This is a genomic window from Pseudoroseomonas cervicalis ATCC 49957, from assembly GCF_000164635.1.
Lineage (GTDB): Bacteria > Pseudomonadota > Alphaproteobacteria > Acetobacterales > Acetobacteraceae > Pseudoroseomonas > Pseudoroseomonas cervicalis.
The window spans coordinates 233243-253105 of the sequence record NZ_GG770777.1 but is presented as its reverse complement, the minus strand read 5'-3'; the positions used below and the strand labels follow the sequence as shown (position 1 = coordinate 253105).

16 protein-coding genes, 2 pseudogenes and 1 CRISPR repeat array are annotated in these 19863 nt (G+C 69.1%); of the genes and pseudogenes, 14 read left to right on the top strand and 4 right to left on the bottom strand.

From position 1 onward, the window contains the following. Positions 1 to 60 precede the first annotated feature (60 nt). Positions 61 to 1365, bottom strand: coding sequence for a CaiB/BaiF CoA transferase family protein (locus HMPREF0731_RS01030; protein ID WP_007002124.1), 1305 nt, complete (start codon positions 1363 to 1365; stop codon positions 61 to 63). A 160-nt stretch (positions 1366 to 1525) separates the two neighbouring features. On the opposite strand from HMPREF0731_RS01030, the gene HMPREF0731_RS01025 reads away from it, so the two are divergent. Next, positions 1526 to 2320, top strand: a complete 795-nt coding sequence (locus HMPREF0731_RS01025; RefSeq protein ID WP_007002123.1) for an IclR family transcriptional regulator domain-containing protein — start codon at positions 1526 to 1528, stop codon at positions 2318 to 2320. On the opposite strand, the gene HMPREF0731_RS01020 is transcribed toward HMPREF0731_RS01025, so the two are convergent. Then, complete coding sequence (locus tag HMPREF0731_RS01020) at positions 2304 to 2744, bottom strand: TolC family protein (RefSeq protein WP_083854406.1); 441 nt, start codon at positions 2742 to 2744, stop codon at positions 2304 to 2306. The two genes, HMPREF0731_RS01025 and HMPREF0731_RS01020, sit on opposite strands and share 17 nt — an antisense overlap. Here HMPREF0731_RS01020 and HMPREF0731_RS26440 point away from each other — a divergent pair. From HMPREF0731_RS26440 to cas2e, 11 genes and pseudogenes are all read left to right on the top strand, one after another. Next, positions 2736 to 3089 (top strand): annotated as a pseudogene (locus tag HMPREF0731_RS26440) (restriction endonuclease); the annotation flags it as partial. The gene HMPREF0731_RS01020 and the pseudogene HMPREF0731_RS26440 overlap by 9 nt on opposite strands. Positions 3090 to 3124: 35 nt before the next feature. Beyond that, complete coding sequence (locus tag HMPREF0731_RS26310) at positions 3125 to 3406, top strand: restriction endonuclease (RefSeq protein WP_379541985.1); 282 nt, start codon at positions 3125 to 3127, stop codon at positions 3404 to 3406. Between the two features lie 77 nt (positions 3407 to 3483). Further along, a protein-coding gene (locus HMPREF0731_RS23480; RefSeq protein ID WP_085980150.1) for an IS5 family transposase occupies positions 3484 to 4247 on the top strand; the annotation gives its coding sequence in 2 pieces (ribosomal slippage) (positions 3484 to 3817 and positions 3817 to 4247; 765 coding nt in all). Positions 4248 to 4304: 57 nt separating this feature from the next. Continuing rightward, positions 4305 to 6980, top strand: coding sequence for a CRISPR-associated helicase/endonuclease Cas3 (locus HMPREF0731_RS01000; protein ID WP_007002118.1), 2676 nt, complete (start codon positions 4305 to 4307; stop codon positions 6978 to 6980). 399 nt (positions 6981 to 7379) lie between these two features. Next, positions 7380 to 8984 carry a type I-E CRISPR-associated protein Cse1/CasA gene (gene casA / locus HMPREF0731_RS00995; RefSeq protein ID WP_007002117.1) on the top strand — a complete coding sequence of 535 codons (1605 nt, stop codon included), beginning with the start codon at positions 7380 to 7382 and terminating at the stop codon, positions 8982 to 8984. Continuing rightward, positions 8981 to 9502, top strand: a complete 522-nt coding sequence (casB, locus tag HMPREF0731_RS00990) for a type I-E CRISPR-associated protein Cse2/CasB (protein ID WP_007002116.1) — start codon at positions 8981 to 8983, stop codon at positions 9500 to 9502. Before casA ends, casB begins: the two co-directional genes overlap by 4 nt. Continuing rightward, positions 9499 to 10530 carry a type I-E CRISPR-associated protein Cas7/Cse4/CasC gene (gene cas7e / locus HMPREF0731_RS00985; RefSeq protein WP_007002115.1) on the top strand — a complete coding sequence of 344 codons (1032 nt, stop codon included), beginning with the start codon at positions 9499 to 9501 and terminating at the stop codon, positions 10528 to 10530. The genes casB and cas7e overlap by 4 nt, the downstream gene beginning before the upstream one ends. 2 nt (positions 10531 to 10532) lie before the next feature. After that, positions 10533 to 11282, top strand: coding sequence for a type I-E CRISPR-associated protein Cas5/CasD (gene cas5e, locus HMPREF0731_RS00980; protein WP_007002114.1), 750 nt, complete (start codon positions 10533 to 10535; stop codon positions 11280 to 11282). Then, positions 11279 to 11989, top strand: a complete 711-nt coding sequence (cas6e, locus tag HMPREF0731_RS00975) for a type I-E CRISPR-associated protein Cas6/Cse3/CasE (RefSeq protein WP_007002113.1) — start codon at positions 11279 to 11281, stop codon at positions 11987 to 11989. Before cas5e ends, cas6e begins: the two co-directional genes overlap by 4 nt. Positions 11990 to 11999: 10 nt before the next feature. Further along, positions 12000 to 12962: a type I-E CRISPR-associated endonuclease Cas1e gene (gene cas1e, locus HMPREF0731_RS00970; protein ID WP_007002112.1), complete on the top strand. Its 963-nt coding sequence runs from the start codon at positions 12000 to 12002 to the stop codon at positions 12960 to 12962. After that, a complete protein-coding gene (gene cas2e / locus HMPREF0731_RS23475; RefSeq protein ID WP_083854404.1) occupies positions 12943 to 13278 on the top strand; it encodes a type I-E CRISPR-associated endoribonuclease Cas2e in 336 nt (111 codons plus the stop codon). The genes cas1e and cas2e overlap by 20 nt, the downstream gene beginning before the upstream one ends. Positions 13279 to 13348: 70 nt before the next feature. Then, positions 13349 to 15757: a CRISPR direct-repeat array (repeat unit 29 nt; unit sequence GTGTTCCCCGCAGGCGCGGGGATGAACCG). A 49-nt stretch (positions 15758 to 15806) separates the two neighbouring features. Here cas2e and HMPREF0731_RS26435 read toward each other — a convergent pair. After that, a pseudogene (locus HMPREF0731_RS26435) lies at positions 15807 to 15938 on the bottom strand (IS3-like element ISMtsp5 family transposase); the annotation flags it as partial. A 129-nt stretch (positions 15939 to 16067) separates the two neighbouring features. On the opposite strand from HMPREF0731_RS26435, the gene HMPREF0731_RS25880 reads away from it, so the two are divergent. Together HMPREF0731_RS25880 and HMPREF0731_RS00960 are read left to right on the top strand one after the other, a co-directional pair. Beyond that, positions 16068 to 16574 carry an ABC transporter substrate-binding protein gene (locus tag HMPREF0731_RS25880; protein ID WP_007002105.1) on the top strand — a complete coding sequence of 169 codons (507 nt, stop codon included), beginning with the start codon at positions 16068 to 16070 and terminating at the stop codon, positions 16572 to 16574. A 15-nt stretch (positions 16575 to 16589) separates the two neighbouring features. After that, positions 16590 to 18125, top strand: coding sequence for an SIP domain-containing protein (locus tag HMPREF0731_RS00960; protein WP_007002104.1), 1536 nt, complete (start codon positions 16590 to 16592; stop codon positions 18123 to 18125). A 264-nt stretch (positions 18126 to 18389) separates the two neighbouring features. Here HMPREF0731_RS00960 and HMPREF0731_RS00955 read toward each other — a convergent pair. After that, a partial coding sequence (locus HMPREF0731_RS00955; RefSeq protein WP_007002102.1) for an ABC transporter substrate-binding protein occupies positions 18390 to 19863 on the bottom strand: 1474 nt, incomplete at its 5' end.

Genomic DNA, 19863 nt, shown 5'->3' with positions numbered 1-19863 from the left:
GGGCGAGCGGCGCGGCGGCCGCCAGGGCCAGCAGCGGGCGGCGGCGGAAGGGGGGATGGGTCATGCCGGTTGCTCCGTCGCCTGGCGCGTGGCGGCCTGCACCACGCCGGCCTGCTTCAGGGCCTCGATCTCCGCGGCATCCAGGCCGAGCAGCCCGGAGAGGATCTCCGCCGTGTCCTGGCCGAGCCAGGGCGGCGCGTGCCGGTAGCTCGGCGGCGTGCGCGAGAACTGGCCGGGATAGCCGATCACCGTGAGCGGCGTGCCATCGGCGCGGCACAGCGAGCGCAACAGCCCGCGCGCCGCCACCTGCGGGTCGGCCAGCACCTGGTCGATGGTGTTGATCGGGCCGCCCGGCACGCCGGCGCGCTCCATCGCCGCCAGCAATTCGGCCGCCTTCCAGGGGGCGATGGCACGGGCCAGCGCCAGTTCCAGCGTGCGCCGCTCGCGCATCCGCCCGGCATTGGTGGCGAAGCGCGGATCCTCCGCCATCGCGCCGAGGCCGAGCAGGCGGCACAGGGCGCGGAATTGCGCGTCATTGCCGCAGGCGACGATGATGTAGTCATCCGCCGCGGCGAAGTCGCGGTAGGGCACGACATTCGGGTGATCGTTGCCGAGGCGGCCCGGCACCGTGCCGCCGACCAGGTAGTTCATCCCCTGGTTCACCAGCACGGCGAGCTGGCTGTCGAGCAGCGCGCAGTCGAGATGCTGGCCGAGGCCGCTGCGCTCCCGCTCGCGCAGCGCGGCCAGGATGGAGATGGTGGCGTAGAGGCCGGTGAAGAGGTCGCTCACCGGCAGGCCGACCTTCATCGGGCCGGCGCCCTCGGCGCCATCGGGGCGGCCGGTGACGCTCATCAGCCCGCTCAGCCCCTGGATCAGGAAGTCGTAGCCGCCGCGCGCCGCATAGGGGCCGGTCTGGCCGAAGCCGGTGATCGAGCAATAGACCAGCCGCGGATGGGCGGCGCAGAGCGTGGCGGCGTCCAGCCCGTACTTGGCCAGGCCGCCGGTGCGGAAATTCTCCACCAGGATATCGGCCCCGGCCGCCAGGCGGCGCACCAGCGCAGCCCCCTCGGGCCGGGCGAAGTCGATGGCGATGGAGCGCTTGTTGCGGTTGGCGCACAGGAAATACGCGGCATCCGGCCGCTCCGAGCCGTCGTCCAGGAAGGGCGGTCCCCAGCGGCGCGTGTCGTCGCCGCTGCCGGGCTGCTCCACCTTCAGCACCTCGGCCCCCAGATCGCCCAGGATCTGCGTGGCCCAGGGCGCGGCCAGCACGCGGGACAGGTCGAGCACGCGCAGCCCGGCCAGGGGACCCTGCGGCGCGGCTTCCGCCGGCGCGGCGCTCATGCGCGGCGCGCTCCGGTCCGCCATGACGGCATGCGGCCTCTCCTCCCCTGCCCTGGCGGCTGATCGGGTCGCCGCCTTTATTTCATCGAATGAAATTGAATTTCATGATTATGGTGGCACGCGGCGTCCCCGGCGTGAAGCACCGATTCGCGGCCGCGTCCTTTCGCGAGGAGACACACCCGCCATGCCCTCCTATGAGCCCGTCACCGCGCTGCTGCGCGGCCTGGAGGTGCTGCGCGCGGTGAACCGCCTGCGCGGCGCCACGGTGCGGGAGATCCATGCGGCGACGGGGATCAACCAGCCCACCGTCGTCCGCATGCTGGAGACGCTGATCCATGCCGGCTTTGTCGCCCGGCAGGAGGAGCCGCCGCGCTACCTGCCCACCGGCCGCACGCTGGAGCTGAGCGCCGGGCACGACCTGCCGCGCGAGCTGGGCCTCGCGGCCGCGCCGGTGATGAGCCGGCTGCGGCGCGGCATCGGCTGGCCCTCGGACATCGCCGTGTTCGATGGCGATGCGATGGTGGTGCTGCACACCAGCCGTGGCGAGGGCGGGCGCTTCCTGTTCGAGCGCCGCCCCGGCTTCCGCGCCCCGATCCTCGCCACCTCGCTCGGCCTCGCCTATCTGGCGCATTGCCGCGAGGAGGAGCGGCACGCGGCGATGGAACGCGCCGCCCGCCAGCCGGAGCCCTGGAACGACCTGGCCCGGCAGCCCGAGGCCCTGGCCCGGCGCCTCGACCAGATCCGCGCGCAAGGCTATGCCCAGATGGACGAAGCCTATGCCACGCGGGACTATGGCGGCATGGCCAGCGCCATTGGCGTGCCGGTGCTGGAGGGGACGGTGGCCATCGCCGCGCTGAACCTGATGTATCTGCGCGGCACGACGGACCGGGAGGCGGTGGTGCACCGGCTGCTGCCGGCGCTGCGCCAGGCGGCCGACGAGCTGGGAGCGACGCTGGCCGGGTTCAGGCGGCGCGGCTGAGCTGAGGCTCCCGCTGCTCAAGCCGGGGCCGTCTCGGGCCGTTCCCGGGAACGAACCCCGTGGGTCCGGACAGGGGCGGCGCGATCACTCCGGGCCTGCCGCGCCGCCGAGGGCGGTGGGCCACGGTGTCGGTGAAGCGGGCGGCCTGTGCGCGGATGGCGGCGGTACGCGCCGCGGCATCCGCCTGCTGCGCAGCCAGCACCTCAAGTGTCGCCACGGCGCCCAGCGGCTGCTGGCGCCGCACGATCTCCAGGGTCTGGCGCGCGACGTCCGCGGCCTCGCGCTGGCTCCGCAGGGCTTCGGCGTCCAGCTCGATGGCGCGGAGGGCATCCGCCACGTTCCGGAAGGCGCCCAGCACGGTGCCGCGATCCTGCGCGGCAGCGGCGTCCCTGGCTGCGATGGCGGCGTCGCGCCGATGCGCCAGCCTGCCGCCCTGGACCCCGCCTTCCTGCTAACTATCCCGGGTTCCGCGCTTTTTCACCGCGGTGACGATGCGGCCGACGAGGCCCCCTCCCCGCTCGCCACGGCCTCCATCCCGGCGACGCCGGCCGAGGCCGCGGCCACGCCGGAAGACGCCATCGATGGCGCCTGCCGCATCCTGCATGCCTCCCTGCGCGCGGAACTTCTGGATCGCATCCTCCAGAACGGGCCCGACTTCTTCGAGCAGGTGATCGTCGAGTTGCTGGTGGCCATGGGCTATGGCGGCTCCCGCCACAACGCTGCCGAGCGTCTCGGGCGGTCGGGCGATGGCGGCGTGGACGAGGTGATCAACGAGGACGTTGCTGGGCCTGGGCCCGCGTCTACATCCAGGCCAAGCGCTATGCGCCGGGCAACACGGTGGGCCGGCCCGAAGTCCAGGCCTTCACGGGCAGCCTGGTGGGGCTGGGCGCCTCCAAGGGGGTCTTCGTCACCACGTCGGGCTTCTCGGCCCAGGCGGCCGACTATGCCGGGCGCATCCCGCAGCGCGTCGTCCTGATCGACGGCCAGCAGCTGGCGGCGCCGATGGTCGAGCATTCCGTGGGGGTGCGGGTCAGCCGGGTTATCGAGGTCAAACGGCTAGACGAGGATTTCTTCAGCGAGCAATAGACCTAGGCCCAGGACCTATGAAAGGATCTCTTGCGCTTTGATCCTGCTGTGATTCCATGGCGGCCAGAGGTGCTGCCATGGCTGGCCTGTTCTGGCTGACAAAGGCACAGATCGAGCAGATCACGCCCCACTTCGCGCTCTCACACGGAGTGCCGCGGATCGACGACCAGCGGGTCGTCAGCGGTATCATCCACGTCATCCGCAACGGTCTGCGCTGGCGCGATGCGCCTGCCGAGTACGGCTCGCACAAGACCCTCTACAATCGCTTCGTCCGCTGGAGCCGCATGGAGGTCGTCAACCGCATCTTCGCAGGCTTGGCCGGGCGCAAGGGCCAGCCGGACCGGCTGATGATCGACGCCACGCACCTCAAGGCGCACCGCACGGCGGCCAGCCTGCTCAAAAAGGGGCTGTTCCCCGACGCATCGGACGTACGATGGGCGGCCTGAATTCCAAGTTGCACGTTGTCTCGGACGGGCACGGCCGCCCATTGATCATGCTGTTTTCCGAAGGCCAGATGAGCGACCACAAGGGCGCAGCGCTGATGCTCAGCGCCTTGCCACCCGCCCGCGTCCTGATCGGTGGCAAAGGCTATGACAGCAACCGCTTCCGTCAGGCCCTGACCGCGCGGGGCATCGAGCCCTGCATTCCCTCACGTCGCGGTCGCAAGCAGCGCATCACGCATGACAGAAAGCTCTACCGCCAGCGGCACCACATCGAGAACATGTTCGGCAGGCTCAAGGACTGGCGCCGCATCGCCATGCGCCATGACCGCCGCGCCCACACCTTCATGTCCGCCATCTGCCTTGCAGCCACCACCCTCTTCTGGATCAATGAGTCCTGAGCCTAATTCAATAAGAGCAAAATTTTATTGCCTCAAAATAAAAGCAAGGGATTGATAATGTTCAACGAAAAAATCCTTGCCTTATGGGGCAAAGCCACTCCTGGGTCCAAGACAGATATCCTCTTCCATCCCTTGCTGGCGCACATGCTGGATGTCGCGGCTGTGGCCTGGGGCCTGCCACATTTGGCTTTGACCGGCATCCCACGGAGTACTCTAGCCTTCTTCGTGGCCCTCCATGATATCGGCAAGGTCTCGCGCAGCTTTCAGGCGCTGGCGCCGGCCGCATGGCCCACGGCCTTACTCGGCTCCCTGCCAGAGCACCGCGTGGCTGCACCGCCGCGCCATGATGTGCTCGGATTGTATTGGCTGGAGTGTGAACTGACTGATCTCCTGGAAGACCTTTTGCCCAGAAGCGGCGGGTGGCGCAGCCGTGCCGCACGACGCCAATTGTGGAGGGCTCTGGCTGGCCATCATGGGCGGCCGGTTGAGCCCCTTTCCACGGCGCCAGGCCCAGCCATTCTCTGCGAAGACTGCCGGCTGGCCGGGCGCGATCTCGTGCTTGGGCTGAAAGAGCTGTTTCAGCCTGAGCCCTGGATCCTGCCTCTCGGCAGCGACCTGAAAGCCATCAGTTGGCACATCGCTGGCCTAGTGACCCATGCGGATTGGATCGGTTCGCGCCAAGCCTGGTTCCCTTACACCGCGCCGGATGATGTCGCGGACGTGCAGACCTATTGGCAGCGCGCCCGCGCGCAGGCTGACAAGGCGTTGGCGGCCGCAGGCGTCCTTCCTGTTACCATTGCGCCCTCTGGCGGATGGACGCGGCTGTTCCCAGACATTCAGCAGCCTTCCCCTGTGCAAGCCTGGGCCGAAGCCGTGGATCTGCCCGAAGGGCCTTGCCTCGCCGTGATCGAAGATCTCACAGGCAGCGGCAAGACCGAGGCCGCGCTGCTTCTGGCCCATCGGCTGATGGCGGCGGGGGGCGCGGAAGGCCTGTTTGTGGCCCTCCCCACCATGGCAACCGCCAATGCCATGTATGGCCGCTTGCAGGATTCGGCGCCGCGTTTCTTCCAGGCAGGTGCGGTACCGTCGCTGGCGCTGGCCCATGGCAGGGCAGATCTCCAACACGCTTTCCGGGAGACCATCCTGCCCGATCCTGCCTTCTCGACCCCGGCTACCGCGCTGGAACCTGGAGAAGAAACAGCAGAGGTGCAGTGCAGCGCCTGGCTGGCGGAGGATCGTCGCCGGGCCTTGCTGGCCCAGATCGGCGTCGGCACGATCGATCAGGCGCTGCTCGGCGTGCTGCCGGTGCGTCATGCGGCGCTGCGCCTGCGGGGGCTGGCCAGCAAGGTCCTTGTCATCGACGAAGCCCACGCCTTTGATCCGTACATGGACGAAGAAGTCCTGACCCTGCTGCGCTTCCACGCGGCGCTGGGCGGCTCCGCCATCATCCTCTCTGCCACCCTGCCGCAGAAGAAGCGTGCGGCCCTCATTGGCGCCTTCCGGGAAGGACTTGGGGTCACGCAGCCGCCGGAACTGACCGCGTCCTCCTATCCCCTGGCCACGCTCGCCGGCGCGGCCAGCCTGGTGGAAGAACCCTGTGCCGCCCGGCCCGGTCTGGCGCGCGACCTGCCGGTGCGCCGCCTGCCGGATGCCGGCGCGGCGCTGGCCGCGCTGCGGCAGGCGCATTCAGCCGGGGCAGCGGCCGTCTGGATCCGCAACACTGTCGATGACGTGCTTGCGGCCGCCGAAGCACTGCGCGGGCAAGGCATTGAACCTCTGGTCTTCCATGCCCGCTTCGCCATGCAGGACCGGCTGCTGATCGAGGCGGAGGTGTTGCGCCGCTTCGGCAAATCCAGTTCTGGCAAGGCCCGCCAGGGAATCCTGCTGGCAACCCAGGTGGTGGAACAAAGCCTGGATCTCGATTTCGATGTACTGGTCTCCGATCTCGCGCCGATGGATCTGCTGATCCAGCGCGCGGGGCGGCTATGGCGGCACCGGGACCGCAACGGGCGCCCCGTGCCCTCGCCGGAATTGCTGGTTGTCTCGCCGGATCCGGTCGAGGCACCGGCGGCCGACTGGCTGCGTGCTGCCCTGCCGGGAACAGCCGCGGTGTATCATGACCCGGCCTTGCTGTGGCGGGGCGCGCGGGCCTTGTTCCAGCGGGGCCAAATCTGCGCGCCGGGCGAATTGCGATCCCTCATCGAGGCGGCGGCCGAAGGCGAAACACCACCACATCTGGCGGCTGCTGCCGACAAGGCCTTCGGAGAGGATCGCGCCGCAGGCGGCCAAGCCCGGCAGCAAGTGCTGCGCTGGGCGGAGGGCTATACCACGACCTCCGGGGACTGGCGGCCGGATACCGTCACCCCAACCCGCAAGCAGGATGATCCACGCGTAACCCTGCGGCTGGCGGTGCTTCGCCAGGGCAGCCTCACCCCTTATGCGGAAGCGGAGGAGATACGCCAGGCCTGGTCCCTGTCAGAGATCAGTGTCTCGCGCCGCAGGGTCGTGGCCTGCCCTGTTCCGGCAGGATTGGAGGCGGAGGCCCGGGCCGTGCGGGCGGCTTGGGGCCAGTGGCTGAGCGAGGCGCCAGATGTGCTGCTGGCCATTCTGGAGCCGGAGCCTAAGGGGACGGGATACCGGCTGGCCGTGGAATCACGGAGTGGCGACGCAGCGGTGCTGCGCTATGATGCCCGCCAGGGGCTAATCCTGCACCGGCCCGCTTCGGCGGGATGAACCGGCCATATCGTTCTATCGGGTGGCTAGGTTTTTCCTGCGCGAGCGGGGATCCAGGCGGCAAGCGATTTGCAGGGCCCGCTTCTTCTTCGCGATGCATGGGAGCGTCAATTCTATATCGTTTTTTCGATAGATTGAAAAATCATTGCAAAACCCAATCGCACACTTGACACGCATCCGGAATGGATGATGGTGTGAGTTCTGCCCCATCCGCCAAGATACGGGCGGCACTCTCTGCGGCAAGCGATAGAAAAAAGAGCCAGCCTCTGCACCGATGAACCCTATAGGATTCCCCGCATAGCCCTGTAGCAAGAAGAAAAAATCCGCCTCGACCCTGATCAGTCAGAGCGAGATTCACTCTTCTCTCCACACGCATGTCCACATGCTTAGGAGCCTCCCATGTCGCTCAATCTTGTGCGCGACCCGTGGATCCCCGCGCGCTATCGTTCCGGTTTAAAACTGATACGCCCCGCGCAAATCACGGAACACCACGCGACAGACCCCATCCTCGCCTTTGACTGGCCCCGTGCCGATTTCCGCATCGCCTCGCATGAAATGCTGATCGGCCTGCTGGCCGTGGCCTGCCCGCCGGCTTCAGAAGAAGCCTGGGCCGATGCGATGGAGACGCCGCCAACCCCGGAGGAACTCGATGCGGCCTTCGCGCCGCTCGCCCATGCCTTCGATCTGGATGGCCCCGGCCCGCGGTTTCTCCAGGATCTGGAGGATCTCGCCGCGGATCATGAACCGATCGAACGTCTGCTGATCGAGGCGCCCGGCGACAGCACGGTAAAAAAGAACACCGATCTGCTGGTTCACCGTGGTTTGGCCGCGCGCCTGTCACGGGCCACGGCGGCTATCACGCTCTACACCTTCCAGAACTGGGCGCCGGCGGGCGGTGCGGGCAACCGCACCGGCCTGCGGGGCGGTGGACCCATGGTCACGCTCGTCCTGCCGCATGACGCGCCCACCCTTTGGCAAGTGCTCTGGGCCAATACCCCTTGCGGTGAGAAGCCTGCGGCGGCCGACCTGCCGCGGATCTTCCCCTGGCTGGCGCCCACCCTCACCTCCGAGGGCAACCGCACCGTCACCCCCGGCGCGGAGGCGCATCCGCTGCAATGCTGGTGGGGCATGCCACGCCGCATCCGCCTTGATTTCGAGGCCAGCCCCGGCACCTGCGACCTGACCGGCCAGCCGGACGACATCACCGTGCCGGGCTGGCGGCAGCGCCCGCGCGGCGCGAATTATGCCTTCTGGGGCAAGGAACATCCCCTGACGCCGCAATACCGCGTCAAGCCCGGCAGTGAGATCCTGCCGGTGCATCCGCAGCCGGGGGGGATCGGCTACCGGCACTGGCTCGGGCTGGTGGCGAATACACGGGATGATCTGCGCTATCCGGCGCCCACGGTCGCCACCTGGCGACGGGACCGCGCCGAGGGCAGCGCCATGTGGGCACCTCATACGCGCCTGCTCGTCGCCGGCTACGACATGGACAATATGAAGGCGCGCGGCTTCGTCGAGGCCGAGATGCCGCTACCCCACGCGCCGGACCGTAACGCGCAGGAAGATCTGGCCTATCGGCTGATCGACAGCGCCGACACGGTGGCCCAGGCGCTGCGCCAGGCGGTGCGGGGCGCGCTGTTCAGCCAGGGTGCCACGGTGAAGCTTGATGCCGAACTCTTCACCACCCTGCGGGAACGCTTCTGGGCGGCGACAGAGCCGGGTTTCTACCGTCTGCTCGGCGATCAGGCGGCCGGTCAGGCGGTGGCTCTGCCAGTCTGGCTGGCCCTGCTGCGCGACACGGCCATCCGCCTGTTCCAGGAGGCCGCGCCGCTCGACCCCCTGAGCGGCGCGACCCAGGCCCAGCGGATCACCCAGGCGCAGCGCATCCTCGCCTTCACCCTGCGCGGCTATGGCAAGGCTGGAGGGGAATTGTTCGGTCGTCTCGATCTGCCACTGCCGGAAGGCGCTGGCAAAGCCAAAGGCAAACGAGGGAAAGCCGCATGAGCCTCTCACCCGATGCCGCCGCCGCATGGTGGCATGACCTCCAGGGCGGCGAGGGCGGCCGGCGCGGGAAGGACCGCGCCGCCCTGGCCCGGCTGCGCCGCTGCGCCCGCGTGGCGGAGGCCATGCAGGAACCGGCGGCCTTCGATCTCTTCCATCGCTGCGGCGGGCGGTCGGAGGAGGATCTGCCAAAAGTCGCGCTCGTCGCCGCCGTGCTCAGCCATGCGCGGGAGAACAGCGCGCCGCAATGGGTGGCCCGCGCCATCGGCCCCGAGAGCCCGGACAAACCCGAGAGCGCCCGGATGAAGCCGCTGCGCTTCCGCCGCCTGATGGAAGCCGAAACACCGGATGAATTGCTGACGGGCTTCCGCCGGCTGCTCGCCCTGACCGGGGGAAAAGCCAACATCCGCGACCTCGCCTGGGCCCTGTTCTTCTGGTCCGAGAAGACCCGCATCACCTGGACCTACCGCTATTGGGACGCCGAGGCGCCGCACGCCACGGCCAAGGAAACCGCCGCATGAGCCGCTTCATCCAGCTTCACCTGCTGACCTTCTTTCCGCCCGCCAACCTGAACCGCGACGACACCGGCCGCCCCAAGACGGCGGTGGTGGGCGGCGTGACGCGGCTGCGCCTCTCCTCCCAGGCGCTGAAGCGCGCCTGGCGCACCTCGCCGGTCTTCGCGGCGGCCCTGGCCGGCCATATGGGCCAGCGCACCCAACGCTTCGGCGAGGAGATCCTGCACCACCTTCTCGCCAAGGGCATGGCCGAGGACAAGGCGCTGGCGGCGGCGCGCGAGATCGCCGGCGTCTTCGGCAAGATCAAGCCAGAAGGCGCCCAGATCGAGCAGCTCGCCTTCATCGCACCGGAAGAAAAGGCCGCCGCCCTGGCGCTGGCCGACAAGGTGCTGGCCGGCGAGAAAATCGATGCCAAGAAGGCCGACCTTCTGCGGCGTGTCGATACGGCCGCCGATATCGCCATGTTCGGCCGCATGCTGGCGGACGACCCCGATTATAATCGTGAGGCGGCCGTCCAGGTCGCGCATGCCATCACCACCCACAAGGTCGTGGTGGAGGATGACTACTACACCGCCGTCGATGACCTGAAGACGAGCGCCGATGATGCCGGCGCCGGATTCCTTGGCGAGGCGGCCTTCGGCTCGGGCGTATTCTACCTTTATCTCTGCATCGACCGCACCCTTCTGGTCAAAAATCTTGGTGGCGACAGCGCTTTGGCCAAGACGGCGATCCGCGCCCTGGTCGAGGCCGCGGCCACCACGGCGCCGCGCGGCAAGCAGAACAGCTTCGCCGCCCATGGCCGCGCCGGCTATGTCCTGGCCGAGAAGGGTGACCGCCAGCCGCGCACCCTGGCCGGCGCCTTCGCCCGCCCGGTGAAGGATGAGGATCTGCTGGGCGCCTCGGTCACGAAGCTGGAGGAATTCCGCACGGCGATCGACAAGGCCTATCACGGCGGCAGCGCCGAGCCTTCGGAAGTCCTCCATGTCGGCGTCAAGGGCGACCTGCCCGCCATCCTGGACTTCGTGGGCGACTGAGCATGTCCCCTCCCTTCCTGACCTTCGCGCTTGTCGCGCCCATGGCGTCCTTCGGGGCGCCAGCGGTGGGCGAGCGGCGGGAGAGCTGGAGCCGGCCCGGCCGCTCGGCCATCCTCGGCCTGGTCGGCGCCTGTCTCGGCCTGGAGCGCGAGGATGACGCCGCCCAGGCCACGCTCGCCGCTGAGTACGGGCTGGCCCTGCTCTGTGTCTCGGCGGGCACGCCTTTCGCCGATTACCACACGGCTCAGGTGCCCTCCTCCAGCCGCAAGATCCGCCATGCCACGCGCGCGGCGGAACTCGCCGCGCCCGAGCTGAACACCATCCTCTCCCGGCGGGACTACCGGACAGGAACCTGGCACCTGGCCGCGCTCTGGGCGCGTGGCCCGGCGCCCCGCTGGCCCCTGGCCGAGATCGCAGCGGCCATGCAGAGTCCGGCCTTCACGACCTATCTGGGCCGTAAGTCCTGTCCCCTGGGCTTGCCACTGGCCCCTCACCTCGACATGCACTCGGCCGATGCGCCCGCGGCCTTGCAGGCCCGCCACACCGGGGGGCCTGAGGCCGCTTTCGCCGCATCGCTGGCACGGATGCAGGATCGCCCCCTGCTGGTGGCCATGGATGAGGATAGGGCGGCGATGGGCACCACGTTGCGGCCGGACCGGAGCGAGACGCGGCGCGACCAGCCGCGCCGGCGCAGTGCCTGGCAATTCGACCTGCGGCGCGAGGTCGTCCTGCGGCTGGAGGAGGGCGCATGACCACGCTGTTCCTCTCGCGCGCCCGGCTCCGGCAGGATGCCTCCGTGGCGGCCCTGGCACGCCTGCTGCTGCCCGAGGCAAAAGGCGAACGGGTCGCGGCCGGGCATCGCCTCGTCTGGTCGCTCTTTGCCGGCGATCCTGCGCAGAAGCGCGATTTCCTGTGGCGGGAGGAGGGAGACGGCCGCTTCATGCTGCTCTCGCCCAGCCGGCCCTTGGATCCCCATCCGCTGATGGAGGTGGAAAGCCAGCCCTATACGCCGAACCTCGCCGCCGGCGACCGCCTCCACTTCGTGCTGCGCGCCAACCCGGTGATTTCCCGCAGCGAGGCACCAGGGCAGCGCGGCAAGCGGCATGACGTGGTGATGGACGCGCTCTACGCCACACCACGCGGTGCACGGGCCGAGGCTCGCTTCGCGGCCCTGCAACAGGCTGGTAGCGCCTGGCTCATCAAGCAGGGCCAGGCGCATGGCTTCGAACTTGCCGCAGAGCCGGTGGTGGATGGCTATGAGCGGCTGCGTCTGCCACGTCCGAACCCAGAGCCGGGCAAGGATAAGCCACCCCCACCCCCGGCGATTTTTGGGGTGATGGATTTCGCGGGCACGCTGCGCGTGACGGATCCGGCCTGCTTCCTGGCTGCGCAGGCGAAAGGCTTCGGGCGCGCGCGGGGCTTCGGCTTTGGCCTCATGCTGATTCGCCGGGCGGTGTAAGGGCGCGCGCATGAGCGACCGGCCAATCCCAGGCTTGCCGCCACCGCGCCCTTTGCCAATCCGCGAGCGCGCCTCGATTCTCTTTGTCGAGAAGGGCAGGCTCGATGTGCTGGATGGCGCCTTCGTCCTGGTCGATGAGGGCGGCATCCGCACCCATATCCCCGTGGGCGGCCTGGTGTGCCTGATGCTGGAGCCGGGCACCCGCGTCAGCCATGCCGCCGTCGTGCTGGCTGCCCGAGCGGGCACTTTGCTCGTCTGGGTGGGGGAGGCCGGGGTGCGGCTTTATGCCGCGGGCCAGCCCGGCGGCGCGCGGGCCGACCGGCTTCTGCTCCAGGCCCGCCTGGCCCTCGAGGAGGACAGCAGGCTGCGCGTCGTGCGCAAGATGTATGCGCTGCGCTTCGGCGAGGAGGCGCCCTCCCGGCGCTCCATCGACCAGTTGCGGGGCATTGAAGGGGTACGGGTGCGCGAGATGTATCGCCTGCTGGCGCAACGCCACGACATCCGCTGGGATGGGCGGCGCTATGATCCGCAGGATTGGTCGGGGGCGGATCTGGTCAACCGCTGCCTGTCAGCGGCAACGGCGGCGCTGTACGGCATTACCGAGGCGGCCATCCTGGCGGCTGGCTATGCGCCTGCCATTGGCTTTCTTCATACTGGCAAGCCACAGAGCTTCGTCTATGACATCGCGGACATTGTGAAATTCGAGACCGTGGTGCCGGAAGCGTTCCGGGTGGTCTCCGCCGTGGAGCACAGCCGACCACTGGATGGGCAACGCGTCACCAATCCTGTCGCTGCTGTCCGCCATGCCTGCCGCGATGCCTTTCGGCGCAGCAACCTCCTGTCGCGATTAATCCCTTTGGTGGAGCAGGTGCTCGCCGCAGGAGGCCTCCCTATGCCCGAGGCACCCCCAGAGGCGATGCCTATCGCAATCGCCAATCCAGAAGGCCTGAGTGATGCTGGTCATCGTGGTTGAGAATGCCCCGCCGCGCTTGCGGGGGCGCTTGGCTGTCTGGCTGCTGGAGGTCCGCGCGGGTGTCTATATCGGCAGCCACGGCCGCCGGGTGCGCGAAATGATCTGGGAGCAGGTCTGCGCCTATATCGATGACGGAAACGCCGTGATCGCCTGGGACGCCCCCAACGATGCTGGCTTTGAATTTGATACAAGCGGTAAAAATCGCCGCATCCCGATCGATTTTGATGGCTTCCGCCTGGTAAGTTTTGCCCCAGAAGCCGCCTTGCCAGCAGAGCCCGGCCCGGCGAGCCTTACCTCTCGCAGACGAGGCCGCTAAACAGCGGCTCTGCAACGGTGCGCTCTTTGACAGCCGAAAACAGAATGAATTACAAGAGTCTCCAGGAAGAGTGTTCCCCGCAGGCGCGGGGATGAACCGACCATCCGGTGAATAGCCCAGCGTGAAGCCCCGTGTTCCCCGCAGGCGCGGGGATGAACCGCGATCGGCGGCGAAAGGAAAGAAATCGCTCAGGTGTTCCCCGCAGGCGCGGGGATGAACCGGAAGAACCTTTCCTGACCGCCGCCTACGAGATGTGTTCCCCGCAGGCGCGGGGATGAACCGCAGGTGTTGACGCAGGGGACTGGAGGCAGCGCGTGTTCCCCGCAGGCGCGGGGATGAACCGTATTCGAACTGGACGCCGCCGCCCTGGAGCTTGTGTTCCCCGCAGGCGCGGGGATGAACCGCTTTGGCGTCTTTGCCGTGGAGCGCCGTGGCTGTGTTCCCCGCAGGCGCGGGGATGAACCGGTGTTGCTTGCGTTCCAGGCATACCGAGCGCAGTGTTCCCCGCAGGCGCGGGGATGAACCGCACACAATCGATTGTTTTAGAACGATAAAAGCGTGTTCCCCGCAGGCGCGGGGATGAACCGCCCCGCCTTGCAGAGTGAGTGGCCTATATGTTGTGTTCCCCGCAGGCGCGGGGATGAACCGCGGGGAGGGCGCCATCGCTCCCCTCACCACGCGTGTTCCCCGCAGGCGCGGGGATGAACCGAGCGGTTCGCGGAGTTCGGCCAGGGATTTGCGGTGTTCCCCGCAGGCGCGGGGATGAACCGGCCGAGGCGACCATCTGCCTGCTCAACCTATCGTGTTCCCCGCAGGCGCGGGGATGAACCGCCCGCCCGCGTTCGTCCACCTCGATCCCGTTGGTGTTCCCCGCAGGCGCGGGGATGAACCGTGTGGCTCCGTCGCTTGATCTATGCTTTCGCGGTGTTCCCCGCAGGCGCGGGGATGAACCGGTGTTCGGGGAACTGTTCGACGCGAACGCGTGGTGTTCCCCGCAGGCGCGGGGATGAACCGGCAGAGGCGACCATCTGCCTGCTCAACCTATCGTGTTCCCCGCAGGCGCGGGGATGAACCGACCACGCTCGCCGGGGTCGCTGCCCTGCGCGCGTGTTCCCCGCAGGCGCGGGGATGAACCGTCGTCACCGTCATTTCTGCTGCCCTCAGCCGAGTGTTCCCCGCAGGCGCGGGGATGAACCGGTGGAGGACTTGGCGCGCGCCAACCATGAGCTGTGTTCCCCGCAGGCGCGGGGATGAACCGCTGTCGAAGGGCAAAAGCCGCGGCCGGATTGAGTGTTCCCCGCAGGCGCGGGGATGAACCAGGGGAAGTTCTTCTCCCTGAAGGTGCAGCCCCAGTGTTCCCCGCAGGCGCGGGGATGAACCGGTCGCCTTCGACCGCTACAACTGGCGTCACCTGTGTTCCCCGCAGGCGCGGGGATGAACCGAACGGATCAGTGAACCCGGCCACACGCTGAGCGTGTTCCCCGCAGGCGCGGGGATGAACCGTTCAGCAGCATCGGATGCCGGCGCTTGCCCATGTGTTCCCCGCAGGCGCGGGGATGAACCGGACCCGAGGCGGGCCAGCCTCTTCGGCTTATGGTGTTCCCCGCAGGCGCGGGGATGAACCGGCGGCCTGTCCGTCGCGTCGAATGTGCGGACCGTGTTCCCCGCAGGCGCGGGGATGAACCGCGGCACAGGGGCTCATTGTCGAGGACAACCAAGTGTTCCCCGCAGGCGCGGGGATGAACCGCCATTCATCCGTGCCTTGCAGGAGGTTGGTGTGTGTTCCCCGCAGGCGCGGGGATGAACCGCGCATCCAGCTTCGCTTGATATCCGCTATCTAGTGTTCCCCGCAGGCGCGGGGATGAACCGTCTACCGGCACCTTATAGTGGTTAGCGACAGCGTGTTCCCCGCAGGCGCGGGGATGAACCGGCGAAGCTCCCCATCATCCAGGTCGCCGCGCTGTGTTCCCCGCAGGCGCGGGGATGAACCGCTTTCCAGGATTCTCCGAGCCCCTGGCCTCCCGTGTTCCCCGCAGGCGCGGGGATGAACCGACGGTCGAGCTGATCCACCTGATGGCCCGTAAGTGTTCCCCGCAGGCGCGGGGATGAACCGCACATGTCGTCGGCCGAGGGGATCGCGCAGACGTGTTCCCCGCAGGCGCGGGGATGAACCGATACCGAGCGCAAGCGGCGCGTGATCCTGGAGGTGTTCCCCGCAGGCGCGGGGATGAACCGTGGCCGAAGTCTTGCAGCGCCGCGGCGATCTAGTGTTCCCCGCAGGCGCGGGGATGAACCGGCCGATGCCTGGCCGGGCTGGGATGACCGGCTGTGTTCCCCGCAGGCGCGGGGATGAACCGTCGAACGGGGTGCGAGAGGGCTGGCCGAACATGTGTTCCCCGCAGGCGCGGGGATGAACCGTGCCCGACCAGCAGTTGCCGGGCGTCGTGCGGGTGTTCCCCGCAGGCGCGGGGATGAACCGTCGCTAGGCTCGTGTACCGCGCTCGGTTGTTGAGACACCTGGGTGAAGCCTAAGCGGCGAGCGCCGCGGGTGAAAGCTGATCCTGACGGACGGCGCCCGGTGGCCTGAACCCGAGCCGCTCAATGAGCCAGGTCGAGTTGTAGGTGCGCCGGAACTCGAGGAGCGCCTGGCGGCCCTGCTCGCCGTACCGTTCCTCGCTGCCGCCGCGCCGCCGGGTGGGCTTCGCGTCACCGACATGCTCGGCCGTGGCGTGGTGCTCCCACGCCGGCCGCAGCGGATCCTCCTGCTCGATGCGCGGGATATCGTGAGCATGGCGCTGCTGCATCCGAACTCGGCCAGCCTCGTCGCCGGCTGGGCGGGGGCAGAGTTGCTCGACAGCGACCTGCTCCGCCGCACCTACGATACGCCCCCCCCCGGCGGCGGGCCGATCCCCGTGGTCGGCGGCGTGGCGCCAGAGTCCCGCTCCCTGGAAGCGATCCTCGCCCTGGCGCCAGACCTTGTGGTGGCGACCGCCCAGGCCGAACCGGATCTGGGCGGCAGCCTGCTGCTGCGCCAATTGGCCGCGGCCGGCATCCCGGCCGTCTTCAGCAGCGCCGATGCCAACCGGCCCGATGCCACGGGTGCCGCCGAGGATCCGGCAGGCAGCCTGGTCCGGCTGATGACCCTGTGGGGCACGCTGCTGGGCCGCGAGGCCGAGGCCGAAGCCTTCACGGCGTTCGTGCGCCAGCGCCTCGGCACGGTTTCGGCACGGCTGGCGTCTGTGGCGCCCTGCCCGACCTATCTCGAAGTGCAATCGACCTATGATGAGTGCTGCTGAGCGGCCGGCGGGCGGGTGCCCGCGGCGGCGGGGGAGCGCTGGTTCGCCAAGCTATCGCCCGAACAGCTGATCGCCGAGGCACCGGAGGCCTATATCGCCACCGGCGGCGCCTATGCCCCCCGGCCTGCGCCCGGCCATCGGCCCGGGGCTGGACCCGCAGGCGGCGCGCGCGGGGCTGCGCCGCCTGGCCGTCCGGCCAGGCCTGCCCCCTGCTGCCCGGCCATCCGGGATGGCCGCGTCCATGGCATCTGGAGCGGGATCGTCTCCATCCGCCCGCTCAACCTGCTGTTCATCGAGGCTGCGGCGCGGTGGCCGCACCCGGCCCTTTTCCATGACCGCGACCCCGGCGAGACGCTCGGCCTCCTCAACACCCGCTTCCTGGCGCGGCCCCTGCCCGGCCCGCTCTGGGCGAGCCTGTCCTGCCCCCTGACCGCAAAGACACCCATGCCCCGCTTCCACGCCCGGACCAGCATCCCCTTCCCCCGGATCGCCGATTACCTGGAGCGCATCGTGACCTCGCTGGCGGCGCATCACCTCACGCTGCAGCCCCTGCCCGGCGGTTACGCCGTCATCTCGCCCTTTGGCGGCCACGGCCATCTGGTGCCGGAGGCGGGGCGGCTCGACATCACCGTCGAGGCGCCGACCGGCCCTGCCTTCAACCGGCTCAAGCACGATCTGACCAGCCTGATCGAATTCGTCGCGCGGGACGAGGCGCTGGTGATCGACTGGAGCGGCGACAGCGCCGGGGCGGTGCTGCCACCGGACCTGCGCGTCCTCACCGTCCGGCAGGTGCGCGACGTGACGCCGAGGGTACGCCGCATCACCTTCGCCGGCCACGACCTCGCGCGCTCTGACGCGCCGGACCAGTTGCATGTCCGGCTGCTCTTCCAGGCCAAGGAGAACACCGCCCCTGAATGGCCACGGCTCGGCGACAACGGGCGCATCCTGTGGCCGGCGGCGGGTCGGCTGGCCTCGCGCATCTACACCCTCCGCCGTATCGACGCGATGGCGGGCCTGGTCGGGATCGACTTCGTCCGCCATGCCGGGGTCGGGCCAGGGATAGGCTGGGCCTTGCAGGCGGAGCCGGGGGACAGGGTCGGGCTGCTCGGCCCGGCGGCGCATGGCCCGCGCCCGGCCGGCTGGTCCTTTCTGGCAGGCGATGAGACAGGGCTGCCTGGCATGGCCCGCATCCTGGAAGGGCTGCCGCCTACGGCGCGCGGCGTGGCGCTGGCTGAAATCGCCGGGCCGGAGGAGGAGCAGGAGATCGCCCGCCCGCACGGCGTGGAACTGCATTGGCTGCATCGCGGCGCTGCTGCCCCGGGCAGTACGCCCCTGCTGGTGGAGGCGGCACGGCGGCTGACGCTCCCCGCCGAGAGGCGTGAGATCTTTGCCTGGTGCGGGGCCGAGTTCAGCGCCTTCTGTGCGTTACGCCATTACCTGCTGCGGGAGGCGGGGCTGGCGGCAGGGCAATGTATTGCCTTATCCCATTGCCGGCGCGGCATGGGCGAGGAGGAGATCGCTGTGGCCGGGGCCTCCGCGATCATGCCCTGAGCATCACGGTTTCCTTGTGGTTTTCCGTGAGGTTTTCATGCAGGCCCGGCAGTGGCTGGTTCCACGCTGCCTTCCCCTGCCCCACTACGCCATGGATGACGGCGAGGAGGGCATCGAAGCAGGCCTCGCCGATTCAAGCCCACAGATCGACAAGAAGGCGTTTCCGCTGCTGCGCCGCCGTGGTGTCCGCGAGGCAGGGATCAGCGCCATCATGGCCGGCACCGCGCCCGGCCCCTCACGGGGGCGGGCGCGGTGCCGGGCGCCTCAGCCGAGACGGGCGTCGTAGAGGCGGAACACGGCGTCCGGATACTGCGTCCAGCGCAGCCGCGCGCTGGCGGCCTGCAGGATGGCATCGAAGTGCAGGAACAGCATCGGTGCATCCTCGGCCAGCAGGCGCTGCGCCTGCCGGTAGAGCGCCGCGCGCTCCGCCTGCCCCGAGACCGAGCGGGCCTGCCGCAGCAGCGCCGTCACCGGCTCGCTGGCATAGCCGGCGAAGTTGTTCGGGCCATCCTGGGTGAAGTAGTTGAACATGTTGCCGTCCGGGTCGTAGCGGCCGGACCAGGGGGCCATGCACAGGTCGAAGTCGCGCTGGCGCAGCACGGTGATCAGACTGGTCGGGTCGATCTGCCGCACCTCCACCTTGAAGCCGGCCGCACCCGCCTGGGCCTGCAGGATCTGCGCGATGCGCAGCATCGCCGGCGAGTTGGTGACGGTGATGGTGACCGGCACCGGCTCGGCGGCGCCCGCCTGCCGCAGCAGAGCCTTCGCCTCCTCCGGCTTGCCGCCGCGCAGCGGCAGGGCCTCGTCATAGGCCCAGGATACAGCCGGCGAGAGCGGCCCGGCCGCGGGCCGGCCCGTGTTGAAGTAGACGACGCGCTGGATCACCTCCAGGTCGACCGCGGCGGTGAAGGCCCGGCGCAGGCGCGCGTCGTTGAAGGGCGCGCGGGTGCAGTTGAAGGCGAAGGCGTTGAAGCCGAGGCTCGGCGTCTGCGAGACGCGCAGCGCCGTCTCGCGCCCCAGCGCCGTCACCGCCTGCGGCGGCACGCTGTCGATCAGCTGCAGCGTGTTGCTGCGCAGGTTGGCCAGGCGCACCGTCTCGTCCGGCAGCGGGCGGTAGAGCAGGCGGTCGAAGCCATGCTCCTGGCCGCGCCAGTAGCCGGCGAACTTCTCCAGCACCAGCTCGGAATTCTTGGTCCAGCTCGCCAGCTTCCAGGGGCCGCAGCCCACGGCGCGGGCGGCGAAATCGGCGCCCAGCGCGGCCACCGCCGTGGGCGAGACCATCATGCCGGCGCGGTTGGTCAGCACCAGCGGCAACGGCGCATAGGGTGACGAGAGCCGGATCTCGAACTGCCGCGGCCCGGTGACGGCGACCTCGCGCACCGGGCCGAACTCGCTGCGCCGGATCGAGCCGGTGGCGGGGTCGAGGTAGCGGTCGATATTGGCCTTGGCGGCAGCGGCGTCGAGCGGGGTGCCATCGTGGAAGGTGAGGCCCTCGCGCAGGGTGAAGGCATGGGTCAGCGGGTCCCGCTGCTCGTGCTGGGCGAGGCCGGGCGTGATGCTGCCATCGGGCGCCGCCACCAGCAGCGTCTCGTGCAGGTTGTAGAGCACCTGATTCTCGAAGAAGGAGCCCGAGAAGGCGGGGTCCAGCGTCACCGGGTCCGAAACCACGCCGATGGCCAGGGTGCGCGCCGCGCCCTGGGCGCGGGCGGCCGGGGCCGCGAGGGCGGCGGGCAGCGCG